The organism is Bradyrhizobium sp. A5 (assembly GCF_042076515.1).
GTDB classification, from domain to species: domain Bacteria; phylum Pseudomonadota; class Alphaproteobacteria; order Rhizobiales; family Xanthobacteraceae; genus Bradyrhizobium; species Bradyrhizobium cosmicum.
Map to the genome: position 1 here is coordinate 6614419 of NZ_CP148990.1, position 16815 is coordinate 6631233.

The 16815-nt window shown below is 65.2% G+C and carries 17 protein-coding genes; 7 read left to right on the plus strand and 10 right to left on the minus strand.

All coding sequences use genetic code 11. The features are described from left to right. Positions 1-10: 10 nt before the first annotated feature. Together WHZ77_RS31275 and WHZ77_RS31280 are read left to right on the plus strand one after the other, a co-directional pair. Positions 11-1168 (plus strand): FAD-dependent monooxygenase, encoded by a 1158-nt coding sequence (locus WHZ77_RS31275; protein ID WP_375311452.1) that lies wholly within the window; start codon positions 11-13, stop codon positions 1166-1168. Next, a complete protein-coding gene (locus WHZ77_RS31280; RefSeq protein WP_375311453.1) occupies positions 1165-2778 on the plus strand; it encodes a benzoate-CoA ligase family protein in 1614 nt (537 codons plus the stop codon). Before WHZ77_RS31275 ends, WHZ77_RS31280 begins: the two co-directional genes overlap by 4 nt. 211 nt (positions 2779-2989) lie before the next feature. On the opposite strand, the gene WHZ77_RS31285 is transcribed toward WHZ77_RS31280, so the two are convergent. Further along, complete coding sequence (locus tag WHZ77_RS31285) at positions 2990-3502, minus strand: MarR family winged helix-turn-helix transcriptional regulator (RefSeq protein WP_014439334.1); 513 nt, start codon at positions 3500-3502, stop codon at positions 2990-2992. Next, complete coding sequence (gene maiA / locus WHZ77_RS31290; protein ID WP_143842245.1) at positions 3492-4124, minus strand: maleylacetoacetate isomerase; 633 nt, start codon at positions 4122-4124, stop codon at positions 3492-3494. Before maiA ends, WHZ77_RS31285 begins: the two co-directional genes overlap by 11 nt. Positions 4125-4211: 87 nt before the next feature. Here maiA and gtdA point away from each other — a divergent pair, with 87 nt between their 5' ends. Continuing rightward, a complete protein-coding gene (gtdA, locus tag WHZ77_RS31295) occupies positions 4212-5252 on the plus strand; it encodes a gentisate 1,2-dioxygenase (protein WP_375311454.1) in 1041 nt (346 codons plus the stop codon). A gap of 112 nt (positions 5253-5364) precedes the next feature. On the opposite strand, the gene WHZ77_RS31300 is transcribed toward gtdA, so the two are convergent. The 5 genes from WHZ77_RS31300 to WHZ77_RS31320 all read right to left on the minus strand — a co-directional run bounded on the left by WHZ77_RS31300 (position 5365) and on the right by WHZ77_RS31320 (position 10446). Then, positions 5365-6183: an ABC transporter permease gene (locus WHZ77_RS31300; protein WP_375311455.1), complete on the minus strand. Its 819-nt coding sequence runs from the start codon at positions 6181-6183 to the stop codon at positions 5365-5367. Continuing rightward, positions 6176-6949: an ABC transporter ATP-binding protein gene (locus WHZ77_RS31305; RefSeq protein ID WP_375311456.1), complete on the minus strand. Its 774-nt coding sequence runs from the start codon at positions 6947-6949 to the stop codon at positions 6176-6178. Before WHZ77_RS31305 ends, WHZ77_RS31300 begins: the two co-directional genes overlap by 8 nt. Before the next feature lie 166 nt (positions 6950-7115). Then, positions 7116-8120 carry an ABC transporter substrate-binding protein gene (locus WHZ77_RS31310; protein WP_375311457.1) on the minus strand — a complete coding sequence of 335 codons (1005 nt, stop codon included), beginning with the start codon at positions 8118-8120 and terminating at the stop codon, positions 7116-7118. Positions 8121-8153: 33 nt separating this feature from the next. Continuing rightward, entirely contained in the window at positions 8154-9518 is a 1365-nt protein-coding gene (locus tag WHZ77_RS31315) for an FAD-dependent oxidoreductase (RefSeq protein WP_375311458.1), read from the minus strand. 124 nt (positions 9519-9642) lie between these two features. After that, entirely contained in the window at positions 9643-10446 is an 804-nt protein-coding gene (locus WHZ77_RS31320) for an enoyl-CoA hydratase-related protein (protein ID WP_375311459.1), read from the minus strand. A gap of 156 nt (positions 10447-10602) precedes the next feature. Between WHZ77_RS31320 and WHZ77_RS31325 the strand changes: the two genes are divergently transcribed. Further along, positions 10603-11577, plus strand: coding sequence for a ketopantoate reductase family protein (locus tag WHZ77_RS31325; RefSeq protein ID WP_375311460.1), 975 nt, complete (start codon positions 10603-10605; stop codon positions 11575-11577). A gap of 3 nt (positions 11578-11580) precedes the next feature. On the opposite strand, the gene WHZ77_RS31330 is transcribed toward WHZ77_RS31325, so the two are convergent. The 3 genes from WHZ77_RS31330 to WHZ77_RS31340 all read right to left on the minus strand — a co-directional run bounded on the left by WHZ77_RS31330 (position 11581) and on the right by WHZ77_RS31340 (position 14662). Continuing rightward, complete coding sequence (locus WHZ77_RS31330) at positions 11581-12210, minus strand: alpha/beta family hydrolase (RefSeq protein ID WP_375314852.1); 630 nt, start codon at positions 12208-12210, stop codon at positions 11581-11583. Positions 12211-12365: 155 nt separating this feature from the next. Beyond that, the gene (locus WHZ77_RS31335; RefSeq protein WP_375311461.1) at positions 12366-13922 is read right to left on the minus strand and encodes a long-chain fatty acid--CoA ligase; all 1557 of its coding nucleotides are present in this window, start codon (positions 13920-13922) and stop codon (positions 12366-12368) included. After that, a complete protein-coding gene (locus WHZ77_RS31340; RefSeq protein WP_375311462.1) occupies positions 13919-14662 on the minus strand; it encodes a TetR/AcrR family transcriptional regulator in 744 nt (247 codons plus the stop codon). Before WHZ77_RS31340 ends, WHZ77_RS31335 begins: the two co-directional genes overlap by 4 nt. 88 nt (positions 14663-14750) lie before the next feature. Between WHZ77_RS31340 and WHZ77_RS31345 the strand changes: the two genes are divergently transcribed. From WHZ77_RS31345 to WHZ77_RS31355, 3 genes are read left to right on the plus strand one after another with little or no spacing between them, the layout of a single operon-like run. Continuing rightward, entirely contained in the window at positions 14751-15932 is a 1182-nt protein-coding gene (locus WHZ77_RS31345; RefSeq protein WP_375311463.1) for a lipid-transfer protein, read from the plus strand. Between the two features lie 5 nt (positions 15933-15937). Further along, the gene (locus WHZ77_RS31350) at positions 15938-16393 is read left to right on the plus strand and encodes a MaoC family dehydratase N-terminal domain-containing protein (protein ID WP_375311464.1); all 456 of its coding nucleotides are present in this window, start codon (positions 15938-15940) and stop codon (positions 16391-16393) included. After that, a complete protein-coding gene (locus tag WHZ77_RS31355) occupies positions 16390-16800 on the plus strand; it encodes a MaoC family dehydratase (protein WP_375311465.1) in 411 nt (136 codons plus the stop codon). The genes WHZ77_RS31350 and WHZ77_RS31355 overlap by 4 nt, the downstream gene beginning before the upstream one ends. Positions 16801-16815 lie beyond the last annotated feature (15 nt).

Genomic DNA, 16815 nt, shown 5'->3' on the forward strand with positions numbered 1-16815 from the left:
GAGGCAGACGTTGCGGATCGCCGTGATTGGCGGGGGGCCCGGTGGGCTCTATTTCGCCTATCTCTGGAAGAAGCGTCACCCCGAGGATCAAGTCGACCTGTTCGAACAGAACCCGGCCGACGCGACCTGGGGCTTTGGCGTGGTGTTCTCCGACCAGGCCCTGGAATTCCTGCGCGCCGACGACCCCGAGACGGTCGATGCGATCGCGCCGCACATGGAGAGCTGGGAGAACATCACGCTGAACCTGCATGGCGACCACGTCGCCATCGACGGCGTCGGCTTCTCCTCGATCGGCCGGCTCGAGCTCTTGCAGTTCCTGCAGCAGCGCGCCCTCGATGTCGGCGTCACGCCGCGCTTCGACACGCAGATCCAAACGATCGACCAGCTCGGCGGGCACGATCTGATCGTCGCCGCCGACGGGCTGAACTCGTTGATGCGCCGCGCCTATGAGGGCGATTTCGGCACCTCGCTGTCCTACTCCTCCAACAAGTTCGTCTGGTACGGCACCTCGAAGCACTTCGACACGCTGTCGCAGACCTTCGTGAAGACCGATCGCGGCGCCTTCAACGCCCATCACTACCGCTACTCGCCGACCATGAGCACCTTCCTGGTCGAATGCGACCACGCGACGTGGCAGGCCTACGGCTTTGCCTACAAGGACGCCGAGCAGTCGAAGGGCGTCTGCGAGGAGGTGTTTGCCGACACGCTCGGCGGCCATTGCCTGGTCTCCAACAAATCGGTCTGGCGCAACTTTCCCTGGGTCTGGAACGAGCACTGGTCGTTCAAGAACATGGTGCTGATCGGAGACGCTCTGCATTCGGCGCATTTCTCGATCGGCTCGGGCACACGCCTCGCGATCGAGGACGCCATCGCGCTGGTCAAGGCGCTGGAATCGGACGCGCATCTGTCGACCGCGCTGCATCGCTATCAGGCCGCGCGAAAGCCTGTGGTGCAGAAGCTCGTCAACGCGGCGCGCACCAGCGCCTTCTGGTACGAGCACTTTCCCCAGCACATGCAACTCGGCCTGATGGATTTCGCCTATAGTTACATCACCCGTTCCGGACGCATCGACGATGCACGCCTGCGCCATATGTCGCCCGCCTTCATGGCGCGCTACGAGGCCGCCAAGAACGGTGGCAGGGATGCGGACGGTGAGGCGACGGCATGAGCAACGAGATTCGCGACCAGGTGCCCGGGGACTGCGCGGGCGCCCGCGAGATCGGCTTTGCCGTTCCTGAAGTCTACAACGCCAGCCGCGTGCTGTTCGACAACCTCGGCAAGGGATACGGCGCCAAGCTTGCCCTCATTGGTGCTTCGGGTACCCGCACCTACGCCGAACTCTGCGCTGACGCGTGCCGCTGGGGCAACGGCCTTGTCTCGCTCGGCCTGAAGCGCGGCGACCGCGTGCTGCTGTTCCTCGACGACACGCCGGCCTATCCCGCTGTCTTCTTCGGCGCGGTGCGCGCCGGCTTCGTGCCGCTGCTGATCAACACGCTGACGCCGCCGGACCTGCTGCAATTCTATCTTGCCGATTCCGGTGCCACCGTTGCGGTGGCGGACGCCGAGTTCTGTGCGCGCTTCAACGCGGAAGCTTGCAAGGACACGGAACTGCGCACGCTGATCGTCGTCAACGGGGCGGTGGGTGATCACGCCGCGCCTACGGCGTTCGCAGCGGCAAGCTGGCTCTCGCAATTTCCAGCCGAGCTAACGGAAGCCCCGACGCATCGCAACGAGATGGCGTTCTGGATGTATTCGTCGGGTTCGACCGGCCGGCCCAAGGGCATCGTGCATCTCCAGCACGACATGGCCTACAGCGAGGCCGCCTTTGCGCAGAACGTGCTGAGGCTGACGCCGGATGACATCTGCTTCTCCGTGCCGAAGATCTTCTTCGCCTACGGTTTCGGCAACTCCGTCACCTTCCCGTTCTCAGCGGGCGCGGCGACGCTGCTGCTGCCGGGGCAACCGAAGCCGGCTTCGATCTTCGCGGCGATCGAGCAGTACAGGCCGACGGTCTTCTTCGGGCTGCCGACGCTGTACACGGCCCTGACCAAGGCTGAGGGCGCCGACAAGCCCGACTTTTCCTCACTGCGAATGGCCCTCTCCGCCGCCGAAGTGCTCTCGGCCGACGTCTTCAATGGCTGGAAGACGCTCACGGGCCTGGAGATCGTCGAAGGCCTCGGCTCGACCGAGGTGCTGCACATCTATCTTTCAAATCAGCCAGAGCAGAAGAAGCTCGGCGCCGCCGGCCTGCGTGTGCCCGGTTACGAAGTCGCGCTGCGCGACAAAGACGGCCGCGACGTCGGCGACGACGAAGAGGGCATCCTGTGGGTGCGCGGCGATTCCAACACGCCACTGTACTGGAACAGGCCGGACAAATCCGCCGAGACCATCCGCGACGGCGGCTGGATCTACACCGGCGACCGCTTCGTCCGCGATGCCGACGGCTTCCACTTCTTCCGGGGCCGCGCCGACGATCTCATCAAGATCTCCGGCCAGTGGGTCTATCCGCTCGAAGTCGAACTGTGCCTCGCCGACCACCCCGACATCCGCGAATGCGCGGTGTTCGCGGCCGAGCTGCCGGATCGCCGCATGACGCTGAAGGCGGTGGTAGTGATGAACAGCCGCGCCACCGACCAGAGCGAGGCGACGCGGCGGCTGCAGGATTATGTGAAAGGCAAGCTGCTGCCGTACAAATATCCGCGCGAGGTGATTTTCATCGACGAGTTGCCGAAGACGGGCACGGGGAAGATCGATCGGCAGGCGTTGTTGAGGATGTGAGGACGCCCCTCACGCGCAACAATCGTAGGGTGGGCAAAGCGACGCGTGCCCACCACCGATGGCCTATTCGAGGAAAGATGGTGGGCACGGCGCAAGAGGGCCTTTGCCCACCCTACGAAACTACAGCTGCGGCGTACGGGTCCCGGATCTGCGCTTCGCTTGTCCGGGACGACAGCTGTGTGTGAGGCACGAGCATCGCCTCAAATCCCCCTCACCCCGTTTTCCCCAGATGCTCCAGCGCATCCTCCGCGCGCAGCGGCACGCGCGAGGCCTCGTTGTTGAGATCGACGAGCTGCGCCATCAGCCCCATCAGCGCCTTGCGCTCAGCGGGCTTCAGCGGCTCCAGCATGCGCGCCTGGGCGCGCTCGACGGCGGGGATGATCTCGCGCAGGATCGCAGCGCCCGGCTTCGTCAGATAGAGCAGCTTGATCCGCTTGTCCTCCGGAGCCGGCTTGCGTTCGATATAATCCTTGGCCTGCAGCCGCTCGATCACGCTGCCGAGCGTGGAGCGGTCGAAGGCGATCACCGCCGACAGCCGCGTGGCGTCGATGCCGGGATGGGTGTGGATCGCGATCAGCGCCGCATATTGCACCGGCGTGAGGTCGAATGCCTTGCACTCCTCCATGAAGATCGCGACCGCGATCTGCTGCATGCGCCGGAACAAATAGCCTGGCGCGGCATAGACCGCGTCGATCGTGATCGGAGCCGCGGGCTTACTCGGCATCGGGCTGCTTCTCCGGCGCGGCGTTGGCGAACGCCGGCAGCGCCTTGGCCGCGGCCTCCGCCTTGAGCAGGCGCGGATAGGCCGCGACATCGACGCCGAAGCGACGCGCATTGGCAAGCTGCGGCACCAGGCAGAGATCGGCGAGCGTCGGCGCGTCGCCGAAGCAGAACGGCCCCGGCTCGTGCCTGATCAGCGTTTCGCAGGCCGACAGCCCCTCACGATTGACCCACGCCGCCCATTCCTGGACCTTCTCTTCGGCAAGCCCAAGCTCGCGCAGCCGCGCCAGCACCTTCAGATTCTGCACCGGATGAGTGTCGCAAGCGATGGCCAGCGCGAAGGCGCGCACCTTGGCGCGCTGCAACGGATCCTTGGGCAGCAGCGGCGGATTGGGATGGGTCTCGTCGAGCCATTCGATGATCGCGACCGATTGGGTCAGCACCACACCCGCATCATCCTCCAGCGCCGGCACAAGGCCTTGCGGATTGATGGCAAGATAAGCTGGCGCGCATTGCTCGCCCTTGCGCAGATGATGCGGCAGGTGCTCGGCACCGAGGCCCTTCAGGTTCAGTGCAATCCGCACGCGATAGGCGGCGCTGGAACGGAAATAGCCATGCAACTTCATTGATACCCTCCCTTTTAGTCTTGTAACGTTGACGCTACCTAGACCGTCAGTATACTGTCAATCAACAAAACAGACGGGAGCCGCGCCATGGAAGCCGTGACCAAGACGCCGGAACGCGAGGCCTTCTACAAGAAGATCGACGGCGAGAATCTCACCGCGCTGTGGACTGTCATGAGCGACCTGATCACGCCGGAGCCGAAGAGCGCGTGCCGACCGCATCTGTGGAAATTCGACGTCATCCGTGACTACATGCGTGAGGCCGGCAAGCTGATCACGGCGAAGGAAGCCGAGCGGCGTGTGCTGGTGCTGGAGAACCCCGGCCTACGCGGACAATCCAGGATCACGACCTCGCTCTATGCCGGCGTGCAGATGGTGGTGCCAGGCGACGTCGCGCCCGCGCACCGCCACAGCCAGTCGGCGCTGCGCTTCGTGCTCGAGGGCAAGGGCGCCCACACGGCGGTGGACGGCGAGCGCACTGCAATGGAGCCCGGCGATTTCATCATCACGCCATCGATGACCTGGCACGATCATTCCAACGAAACCGACCAGCCGATGTTCTGGCTCGACGGCCTCGACATCCCGCTGGTGCAGTTCTTCGACTGTTCCTTTGCGGAAGGCTCGAAGGAAGACCAGCAGACAATCACCAAGCCCGCCGGCGACAGCTTTGCGCGCTACGGCCACAATCTGCTGCCGGTCGACGTGAAGCGGAGCTCGAAGACCTCACCTATCTTCAGCTATCCCTATGCCCACACCCGTGAGGCGCTGGAGAAGGCTCGCGCGAGCCAGGAATGGGATGCCTGCCACGGGCTGAAGCTGAAATTCAGCAATCCAGAGACAGGCGATTTCGCAATGCCGACTATCGGCACCTTCATCCAGCTGCTGCCGAAAGGCTTCAAGACTGCACGCTACCGTTCGACCGATGCGACGGTGTTCTGCCCGATCGAAGGCCATGGCCGCAGCCGCGTTGGCGATGCCGTCTTCGAATGGGGCCCGCGCGATTTGTTCGTGGTGCCGAGCTGGCAGTGGGTGACGCACGAGGCCGAGGACGATGCGGTATTGTTCAGCTTCTCGGATCGGCCGGTGCAGCAGAAGCTGGATTTGTTCCGGGAAGATCGTGGCAATGCGTAGCGGTCTTGCAGGGTGGATTAGCCAAAGGCGTAATCCACCATAGGTTCCGCTGCGATGACCAAGGTGGTGGATTGCGCTTCGCTAATCCACCCTACAGCAGCGGCGACTCCAGCTACCGCCAGTGCAGCAGCTTGACCTCTAGCCAGCCGATCACCTTCCCCACCGCCAGCCCGAACACCGACAAGATCACCACGCCCGCGAGCAGCTGATCGGTCTGCATCAGGTTGCCGGCCTGGAGCACGAACGCGCCGATGCCGTATTGCGCGCCGATCATCTCGGCGCTGACGACGAGCAGCAGCGCGACCGAGGCGGTGATGCGGAAGCCGGCGAGGATCGCGGGTAGCGCGCCGGGCCAGATCACCTTGCGCACGATGGTGGCGAATGGAACGTTGAAGCTCTGCGCCATGCGGATGAGGTTGCGCGGCACGGCGTCGACGCCGCTATAGACCGAGATCGCGGTCGAGAAGAACACGCCGAGCGCAATGGTCGCGATCTTCGGCTCTTCGCCGATGCCGAGCCAGAGGATCAGCAGCGGCAGCAGCGCGATCTTCGGGATCGGAAACAGCGCCGAGATGAACGTGATGCCGACGCTGCGCGCGAGCCGCGACAGGCCGATGGCGAAGCCGACCGCAATGCCCGCCGCGGTGCCGAGCACCCAGCCGACGCCGATGCGCAGCAGCGAGGCCGACAAATGCTGCCAGAGCGCACCCGAGATCGCGAGCTGGTAGATCGCGCGCGCAATGGCCAAGGGCGCCGGCAGGAATAGCGGATTGACGAGACCGGCGCTGCCGGCCGCCTGCCAGAGCGCGATCACGAGCGCGAGCGCGATCCAGCCGCCGAAGCGGCTGCTCGCCGGCACGAAGCCAGCGCCGCGGAAGCGAACGCGCCGAGTCGTGTCGTCCTTTGCAGGCGCGCCCGCGCGCTCAAGCATGCAGAACCTCGCGTTCAGCGTCGATCGCCTCGTTGCGGATCAGCGACCAGATCTGGTCCTGCAGCGCGAGCAGCTTTCCACGCGCCACCGTCTCGCCGCGCTCTGCGCGGGTCATCGGCACCATCACGACCTCGCGAATCCGGCCCGGCCGGCGCGACAGCACGACAATGCGGTCGGCCAGCCGCGCGGCTTCTTCGAGATTGTGCGTGACATAGACCGCGCCCATGCCGCCATCGGCGAGCAGGCGGACGAAATCCTCCATCAGCAGCTCGCGGGTCTGCGAGTCCAGCGCCGACAGCGGTTCGTCCATCAGCAGGATCGCGGGCCGTACCGCCAGCGCCCGCGAAATGCCGACACGCTGGCGCATGCCGCCGGAAAGCTGTTTTGGATAGGTCTTGCGGAAATCGGTGAGGCCCGTGCGACGCAGGGCGTCCTCGACCTGCGCACGCCGCTGCGCGGCCGAGAGCTGGGCGTGCAGCAGCGGGAATTCGACGTTCTCCTCGACGCTCGCCCAGGGCAGCAGCGCAAAATCCTGGAACACGAAGGTCAGCGGATTGAGGCTGTCCGCCGGCGGCGTCCCGCGCAGCTCGGGCGCGCCGGAGGTCGGCTGCAGCAATCCGCCGAGGATCGACAGCAGCGTGCTCTTGCCGCAGCCCGACGGACCCACGATCGCCACCACCTCGCCGGCGCCGACGGTGAAGGAAACGTCGTCGAGCACGGCGAGGTCGCCGAAGCGATGGGAGATGTGGTTGGCGATCAGGTCCATGAAGCGCCCCTCGATCCGTCATCCTGAGGCGCTCGCGAAGCGAGCCTCGAAGGATGCACGGCCCAGATACATCTCGGCCGCTCATCCTTCGAGGCTCCCATCGCGATGCTTACGCATCGCAATGCTTGCACCTCTGGATGACGGGGATGGTTGGGGGAACGCAGCATCAATCCGCCTTCACAAAGTCCCTGGCGATGATCGCATTCGCGTCAAAACCCTTGTCCGCGAATCCCTGCTCCTGCAGCCATTTGATCTGGTTGTCGACGTTCTTCACGTCCAGCTTGCCGTCCGGATCGATATAGGCGCAATTGCCGACCACCTGCTCGACCGGAAGGTTGGTGTACTTTGCGATGATCTCCAGCAGCGGCTTTGTCTGCTCGTTGATCGGTGCGACACCGTCTTTCATCGCGGCGAGGATCACGTCGTGATATTCGCGGTCGGCTTTTGCGAGCGCACCGAGCAGTTTCGTCACCAGCACCTTGTTGGTCAACGTCTTCGGCGCGGCGAACACTGCGCCCAATTGCCAGGGCGTCTCGTCCCCGACCCACCCTAGGAATTTCGCGCCGCCTTCGTCCATCAGCTTGCGCGCCGTCGAGACGGGGAGCAGCGCCGCGTCGACGGTCTCGCCCTTAAGCGCAGCGGCCGCGTTCGACAGCGATTGCAGCGGGATGACCTTCACCTCGGCGAGCTTGAAGCCATACTTGTCGGCGAGCAGGCCGAGCGAATAATGAAAGGAGGAGCCGACTTGCGTGACCGCAATGCGCTTGCCCGCGAGATCCTTCGGCGTCTTCAGCCCGGCCGCGTAGGCATTGTTGCTGGCGAAATAGCCGATCAGGGGATAGCCGGCCTTCTCGCGGCTCATGCCGCCGATCACCTTCAGCACGCCCTTGCCGGCGAGATTGTAGAGACCGGCGGTGAAAGCAGTGACGCCGAAATCGATGTCGCCCGAGGTGACGGCGACGGCGATCGGCTGGGCCGCATCGAAGAACTTCAGCTCCACATCGAGGCCGGCCTCGCGAAAGTAGCCCTTGTCCTGCGCGATGAAGACCGGCGCGGAAGACGACAGGCGGAGCACGCCAACCCTCGCCTTCAGCGCGTCCTCGGCCCGGGCCGTGCCCACCGCCATGATCGCCAACAGGCTCGCCAATGCGAGCCGCGCAATCCCGATCATCCCGTTTCCTCCAGTGGTTCTCTTGTCGGCCCGTTAGAGCCCTGCGGGCACGGGCTGATCCCGCCCGATGAAGGCGCCCTGTTGTTTCAACGTTTCCTGCAACTTTTCAACCAGGATTTCGCGTGGAATCCGGTTTCCGGCGAGCGCGAGCGCGGCGGCGGAACCGGCCGCCTCGCCCATCACGAAACAGGCACCGGACACCCGCGCTGCCGACTGGCCCTCATGGGTCATCGAGGCGCAGCGGCCGGCGACGAGGAGATTGTCGACGCCTTCGGGCACCAGCATCCGATAAGGCAGCTCATTATAGCCGCGCGATTCCGGGATCGGTGGGAAGGTGAACACGACGTCGCCGGGAACATGGGCCTCGATCGGCCAGCCATTGACGCCAATGGAATCCTCGAACGAGGCACAGCCGAGCACGTCCTCGCCGCTGAGCTGGTAGCCGCCCTTGATGCGGCGGGTCTCGCGAATGCCGAGCTGCGGCGGCAGGTCGACGATGTAGCTTTTTTCAAAGCCCGGCACGGTGCGCAGGAATTCGAACGCGGCCAGCGCCTGCTTGCGGCCCTCGATCTCGCCGCGGGTGAGATCGTCAGGCTCGATGCCGTTGATGGCGTGGCCGTCCTCGCGCGCCACCTGGGTAAAATTCACCCGCCATTCGATGCCGGATTTCTGCGGCCGCACGATCGCGCTCTTGCGCGGGAATGTGTGGGTGCCGGCGGCGAGCGCCTTTTCCATCAATTGCGGGATGGTCCGCCAGGCCTCCCCGGCCCTCACAGGATCGATGCCGTTGAGGCGCAGCATCATCGAGGGATACATCGGATGACCGTGTTCATCGCCGAGCTCGAACGGCGCACCGGCCCAGACAGCGAGATCGCCGTCGCCGGAGCAATCGATGAAGATCTCCGATCGCACCGCCTGCCGGCCGGCCTTGGTCTCGAGCAGCAGCGCATCGATGCGGCTGTTATCGCCCATCGCCACGCCGGCACCGAGCGCATGGAAGAGGATGTGGACCTTGTGGCTCGCCAGCAGTTCGTCGGCCGCGATCTTGTAGGCCGCGGTGTCATAGGCCTGCGCGAAGACCTTGCCGAGGATCAGGTGCGGCGCATTGAGGCCGTTGAGGCGGTCGATCCGCGCCAGCAGATCGGACGCCATGCCCTGCACCAGCCGATGCGCCTGACCATAGACATTGCCATGCAGGCCGCAAAAATTTGTGACGCCGGCCGCGGTGCCCATGCCGCCGAGAAAGCCGTAACGCTCGATCAGCAGCGTCTTGCGCCCGGCGCGCGCGGCCGAGGCCGCAGCGATGATGCCGGCCGGACCGCCGCCGAGCACGACGACTTCATATTCGCCATAGAGCGGAATCTGGCGAGCGGGCTCCTCGATTGTCATGGCTCGCATGGGACGTTCCTCTGGTGGCTGTTCGTCGGGAGGATGAGGTACGAAAAAGCACAAGCAGCAGATACGGCAGGACGATGGTGCCGTCTATCGCAGCATCAACAACATCTGCCGCAGCTTCTGACGTTCAGCCCTTTGCGCCACCCCAGTTCGCCGCCCGCTTCTCCGCGAACGACGCCAGGCCCTCCGCCGCCTCCGCGCTCTGGCGCTTGACCGAATGCAGGTGCACGAGCCGCTTGTAAGCCGCATCGTCCACCGCCATTCCGCCGAACGAGCTCTCCAGCGCGAGCCGCTTGGTCTCTGCCATCGCCTCGGGTCCGTTGGCGAGCAGCTGCTCGACCACCTTGGCTCCGGCGGCCTCGAGTTCGGGGAGCGGCACGACGTCATGCACGAGGCCAATGCGGCGCGCGTCTTCGGCGCCGAAGCGTTCGCCCGTGAGCGCATAGCGACGGACTTGCCGTACGCCAATGGCATCGCAGAGCTGCGGGATGATGATCGCGGCCGTCAGGCCCCAGCGTACCTCGGTAATGGAGAAGAGGGCATTGTCGGCCGCGATCACGACGTCGCAGGCCGCGATCACGCCGGTGCCGCCGCCGAAACAGCCGCCCTGCACCAGCGCGACAGTCGGGATCGGCAGCGTGTTGAGCCGCTGCACCGCCTCGAAGGTTGCCCGCGACGCCGCCTCGTTGGCCTCGATCGATTGCGGCCGCACGCCGTTGATCCATTTGAGGTCGGCGCCGGCCTGGAAATGCTTGCCGTTGCCCCGAAGCACGACAACCCGGAGGCCCGGCTTCCGGCCGAGATCGTCCATGGCCGCGAGCACGCCGACGATCAGCCCGCCATCATAGGCGTTGTTGACCTCCGGCCGGTTCAACGTGACGGTCGCGACGCCGCGCGCATCGAGGCTCCACAGGACAGGGCTGGCAGTCATCGGCGATCCTCCGGTCGTTTGTTTGGCCCGCACTATGGCCGAGGCCGCGCGCCCTGATCCATATCTTTGTGGCGTAGCGCGGCCGCGCCCATCGCATGGCAGCTTGTGTCATGCTGGCGCCGGGCGGCACTATGGGATCAGGGACGGGACATATCCATGCGCATCTGCATTTTCGGCGCGGGCGCCGTCGGCAGCCACATCGCGGTTCGGCTGGCACGCGCCGGCCATGACGTCTCGTGCGTGATGCGCGGGGCGCATCTGGAGGCGGTCCGCGCCAACGGCCTCAAGCTGCGCGTCGGCGATTCCGAGGTCACCGCCAAGGTGAATGCCTCCGGCGATCCAGCCCAGCTCGGTCCGCAGGACGTGGTAATCAGCACGTTGAAGGCGACCGCGCTCCCGGGGCTGGTTTCCAGCATCAAGCCGCTGCTGCAGGACGACACCGCGATCGTGTTCGCGCAGAACGGCATTCCCTGGTGGTACGGGATCGGCCTGCCGCCGCGGCACCCGACCCCGCCCGACATGTCCTTCCTCGACCCGGGCGGGCGCCTGCGGGCCTGCATTCCGAAGGAGCGGATCATCGGCGGAGTCGTCTTCTCCTCCAACGAGGTGGTTGCGCCCGGCGTGGTGCAGAACCTGACGCCGGACCGCAACCGGCTCCTGATCGGCGAATGCGACGACCGCAATTGCGAGCGCATCACCAGGCTCCGCGGCGTCTTCAACGACGCGCGACTGGAATCGCCGCCGGTGGCCGAGATCCGCGAGGCGATCTGGTCGAAACTGCTGATCAACATGTCGCTCTCGGTGCTGTGCCTGCTGACCGGCCAGACCGCGCGCGGGGTGCGCGACGACCCGGCCTTCGCCGAGGTCATTCCGCGCATGCTGAACGAGGCCAACGACATCGCCCAGCATTTCATCCCCGAGGTCAAGCGCGTGACGCGCAGCGGCCCCGCCCCCAACCACAAGCCGTCGCTGCTGCAGGATTACGAGCTCGGCCGCGCCATGGAGATCGACGTGCTGGTGAAGGCGCCCGCCGCCTTCGCCCGCGCCGCCGGCCTGTCGACGCCGACGCTCGACTTGATCGCCGCGCTGGCGATCCAGAAGGCGCGCGACAAGGGGCTTTATTCCGCGTGACACTCAGCCGAGCTGATCGACCCAGGCGGTGAGCGCGTCGAGCACTTCTGTGAGCGCATCCTCGTTCGTACGCCCCGACTTCTTGAGCACCGCGAAGGAATGATCCCCGCCTTCGACCTCATGCAGCGTCGCCTTCGCTCCGAGCGCCGCGACCACAGGCTTGAGGAGGCCGAGATCGGCAAGTCCGTCGCGCGTGCCTTGCAGGAACAGCATGGGGATCTCGACATCGGCGAGATGCTCGGCGCGCTCGGTCGACGGCTTCTTGGCGGCATGGAGGGGAAAGCCGAGGAAGGCGAGCCCTTTGACGCCAGACAATGGCGCCTTGCACTGCGCCTGCGAGGTCATGCGCCCGCCGAAGGACTTTCCCCCGGCCACGAGCGTCACGCCCGGGCACATTCGCGCCGCCGCTTCCACAGCCGCGCGGATAGCGGCTTGCGCGACCGCCGGCTGGTCGGGACGGCCCTGTTTCTTTTCCATGTAGGGAAAATTGAAGCGGAGCGTCGCGATGCCGCGGCTCGCAAGGCCCTCGGCGACCTTCTCCATGAAGGAATGCCTCATATCGGCGCCCGCACCATGCGCCAGCACGTAGCAGGCGCGCGCATGGTCCGGCCGCGTCAGGAGCGCCGAAACCATACCGATGCGTTCGATGTCGAGCTTGAGTTCGCGCGTCTCGACCAAGACCAGATGTTCCCGATGAATTCCCTCGATGGTACCTGCGCGACCGCGATCTGAAAACAGCAGACCTCGCGCTTGACCCTGATGTGTGCGGCCCGCGCGAACGAAGGTCTTTAGCTGACCCGCCGTTCCCGACCATCCCAAAACGGCCTGCGCAGCTCGCGCTTCAGCACCTTGCCGGCGCCCGACAGCGGCAGCGGCGTCTCGGTGATCTCGATGCTGCGGGGACATTTGTAGCCGGCAATCAACGTCTTCGTGAACTGGATCAGCTCGCCGGGCGAAACCTCCACGCCGCTGCGCTTGACCACGACGGCATGGACCTGCTCTCCCCATTGCTCATTGGGAACTCCGATGACCGCGCATTGCAGCACCGACGGGTGCTGCGCCAGCGCGTTCTCGACCTCGATCGAGTACACATTCTCGCCGCCCGAGATGATCATGTCCTTCACGCGATCGACGACATAGATGAACCCGTCCTCGTCCATGTAGCCGCCATCGCCCGTGTGCATCCAGCCATCAATGACGGCCCGCGCGGTCTCCTCGGGCCGCTCCCAATAGCCCATCATCACGGTATCGCCGCGCACCACAATTTCGCCGACGGACCCTGCCGGCACGGGCCGGTCGTTCTCGTCGACGATCCGCACCTCGCAGCCGAGCGTGGCACGGCCAGCACCGCGATGACGGCCCTTTCTGCGCCCATCCCCGACATGCTCGTCGGCGTGCAGCAACGTCGCGATTGGCGACAATTCGGTCATGCCGTAAGCTTGGGTGAAACGCACATGCGGCAATGCGCGCGCGGCACGGTCGAGCACCGCCTCGCTGATGGGCGAGGCCCCATAGATGATGTGCTTGAGCGACGACAGGTCGTAGTTTCCAATCGCGGGGTGATCGACCAACATCTGGATCATTGTGGGCACCAGCAGCACGTCGGTGACGCGCTCGTTCTGCATCGCAGCCATCACGCCCTCGGGAGTGAACCCCTGAACGATCACGTTTGAGCCGCCGGAGAGCAGCAGCGAATACATCGCGGCCCCGTTGGCGAGATGAAACATCGGTGCCGCATGCAGATAAGTCGTGCTCGCCGGGAAAAGGCCTTCTCCGAGAGCGTTGAGAGCATTGGCCATCAGGTTCTGGTGACTGAGCATCACGCCCTTCGAACGTCCGGTGGTCCCGCCGGTGTAGAAGATGCCGGCGAGATCGTCGCCCTTGCGCATGGCATCGGCAACCGGAGCGCTGGCCGCGACCAGATCCTCATAGCTCTCTATTCCGGCCGGCACCTCGCCGTCGTCGGCATAGATTAGCTTCAGCCCCGGAATGGCGCCAGCGAGCTGCGCGCCAACCTGCGCAAAGGCCTTGTCGACCAGCAGAACGGAAGCACGGCAGTCGCGCAGCGCATCCTCGTTTCCAAGGGCGCTCCAGCGAATGTTGAGCGGCACGATCACGCCGCCCGCCCAACCCGTCGCCAGATAAAGCTCGAGATAGCGATCCGAGTTGAACGAGAGCACGGCGACGCGATCACCGTCTTTGATGCCGCGGGTGCGCAGGCCGCCCGCCAGCCTTGCAACGCGTTCGCCAAGCCCCCCCCAGCTGCGGCGCCGCTGGCCATAGACGGTGGCGGGCCCGTTCGGGTTAATCTGCAACGCGCGCCGTAGCCCATGTGTGACGTTCATCCCGTTCCTCCTCCTGTGCGCTTCGTCCCTGTTGTTTTGCGTCCTGAGTTGCGCCCCTTCGGCACCCTCGGCGTCTTCTTTGTCATCTGCGGCCTGCCCTCGGTCGCCAGACCTTCGGTCAGCCGAACCGTGAACTCGTCGGCGATCGCGGTCGGCGACAGCCCGCCGTCACGGCGATACCAGTGGCCGATCCAGTTGAGCGAGCCCGCGATCGCGAATGCCGCAAGCTTGGGATCGCAAGGCCTGATCGAACCGTCGGCAATGCCCGCGGCGATGTATCGCCGGAACGTGGCGTCGATCCGCTTCTTGGCGGTGCGGGCGACACCGGCGTTTCGCTCGGCCAGATCGCGGAGGTCGAATCGCACCAGGCTCGCGCCGAAATCGGTTGCCATCAGCCCGGCATAGGCGTGCACCAGCTTGCGCAGCTTGGCGAGGCCCGAACCACCGCCGGCGGCAATCTCCGTGATCACGTTGTCGACGAGCTCGGCGCCCATCGACCAGCACTCGAACAGGATTTCGTCCTTGCCCCGAAAGTAATTGTACAGCGCGGGCTTGGTGATGTTCAGCCGATCAGCGACCTCGTTCAGGGTCACGCGATGATAGCCCTGCTCCAGGAAAAGCTGTACGGCGGCGCGCAGCACCGCCTCGCGCTTCTCGTCGCGGGCGCGGCGCCTGCTCTCGAACGGCAGCCAAGGGGAAGGCGGCGCCGAGGGCGGCGGAATGGACGGCGCTGAAGCCATGCTCGATCGGTTGACTCTGGTGGGCATCGGACGATATATTACCCTTGGGTAATAAAAAGTCCAATGGGTAATTTACTGGGAGGAAGCGATGTCTGACGTCATCGTCGCAGGGGTCGGCATGATCCCCTTCACCAAGCCGGGCGCCAGCGCGCCCTATCACGAGATGGGGACGGAGGCGACCAGGCTCGCACTCGCCGACGCTGGCCTCGGCTACGAGACGGTTCAGCAGGCCTATGTCGGATATGTCTACGGCGATTCGACCTGCGGGCAGCGGGCGCTCTACCATGTCGGGATGACCGGCATCCCCATCGTCAACGTCAACAACAACTGCTCGACCGGCTCGACCGCGCTGTTCATGGCGCGGCAGATGATCGCGAGCGGCGCGCTGGATTGCGTGCTGGCGGTCGGCTTCGAGCAGATGAAGCCCGGCGCACTCGGCAGCGTCTATACCGATCGTCCGAGCGCATTTGAGGAATTTGACGCGGCTGCGGACCAGCTGATCGATGCCCCCGGCATTCCGCTGGCGCTGCGCTATTTCGGCGGCGCCGGCCTCAGCCACATGAAGAAATACGGCACCCCACTGGACGCCTTCGCCAAGGTGCGCGCCAAGGCGAGCCGCCACGCCCGGAACAATCCGCTCGCACTCTTTCGCAAGGAGGTCACAGCGGACGACGTGATGAACGACCAGGTGATCTGGCCGGGCGTGATGACGCGCCTGATGGCGTGCCCGCCGACCTGCGGCGGCGCCGCCGCCGTGCTGGTGTCCGAACGGTTTGCGGACAAGCATGGCATCGGCAAAGAGGTACGCATCGCGGCGCAGGCCATGACCACCGACACGCCGTCGACCTTCCAGGCCGGCGACATGATGCAGCTGGTCGGCTACGACATGGCAAAGGAGGCGGCAAGCCGGGTTTATGAGAGCGCCGGCATCGGGCCTGACGATCTCGATGTCGTCGAGCTGCACGACTGCTTCGCCCACAACGAGCTCATCACCTACGAGGCGCTCGGCCTCTGCGGCGAGGGCGAGGCCGGCAAGTTCATCAATGACGGCGACAACACCTATGGTGGCCGGATCGTGACAAATCCGTCCGGCGGATTGCTGTCGAAGGGGCATCCGCTCGGCGCCACCGGACTTGCGCAGTGTTACGAGCTGACGCGGCAGCTGCGCGGCACGGCAGGTCCGACGCAGGTCGAGGGTGCAAAAGTCGCGCTCCAGCACAATCTGGGCCTCGGCGGCGCCTGCGTCGTTACGCTCTACAAGCGGCACTGACATCCATGGTCGATCAGTCAGCCGTAGGGCGCTGCTTCACGCCTGTCACCGCGCGCGTGGAGCCGGGTCGCCTTCGCTACTTCCTCAATACGCTGGATGAAGGGAACCCGGTCTACCGCAACGTAGACGCTGCGCGGGCGGCGGGTTTCACCGGCATGCCGGTGCCGCCGACCTATTTGTTCTGCCTGGAGATGATGGACGTCGACGACCCCTTCGAAATGTTCACCGCGCTCGGCGTCGACCTCGCCCGCGTGCTGCATGGCGAGCAGAGCTTCGTTTATCACGCGCCGGTTCTAGTCGGCGACACCCTGACGTTTCGGCCGAGCGTGACCAGCGTGATGGAGAAGAAGGGCGGCGCGATGACGCTGATTGGCATCCGATGCGAGGTGACCAATCAGGACGGCGTGCATGTCGCCGATACCGCGCGCACCATCGTCGTCCGCAACGAGGTGGCGTCATGACGGCATCCGGAGACATCAAGGCCGGCGACCGTCTCGTCCACAAGGTCTTTCCACCGATCACCCGCCACGCGCTCGCGCTCTACTGCGGTGCATCGGGCGACCATAATCCGATCCACGTCGATATCGACTTTGCCAAGGCAGCCGGATTTCCGGATGTGTTCGCGCACGGGATGCTGGTGATGGCCTATCTCGGGCAGGCGCTCACGGATGTGGTGCCACCGTCGAGGCTCCGTAGTTTTTCGACCCGGTTCGTCGCCATCACCCAGCTTGGCGCCAAGCTGACCTGCGAAGGCACCGTGACCGAACTCTTCGCCATAGACGGCGAGCGGCGCGCAAGGCTCGCGCTCACCACCAGGGACGATCGCGGCGAGGTCAAGCTCGAAGGCAGCGCCGTCGTCGCGCTGTAACAGCAACAGGACACA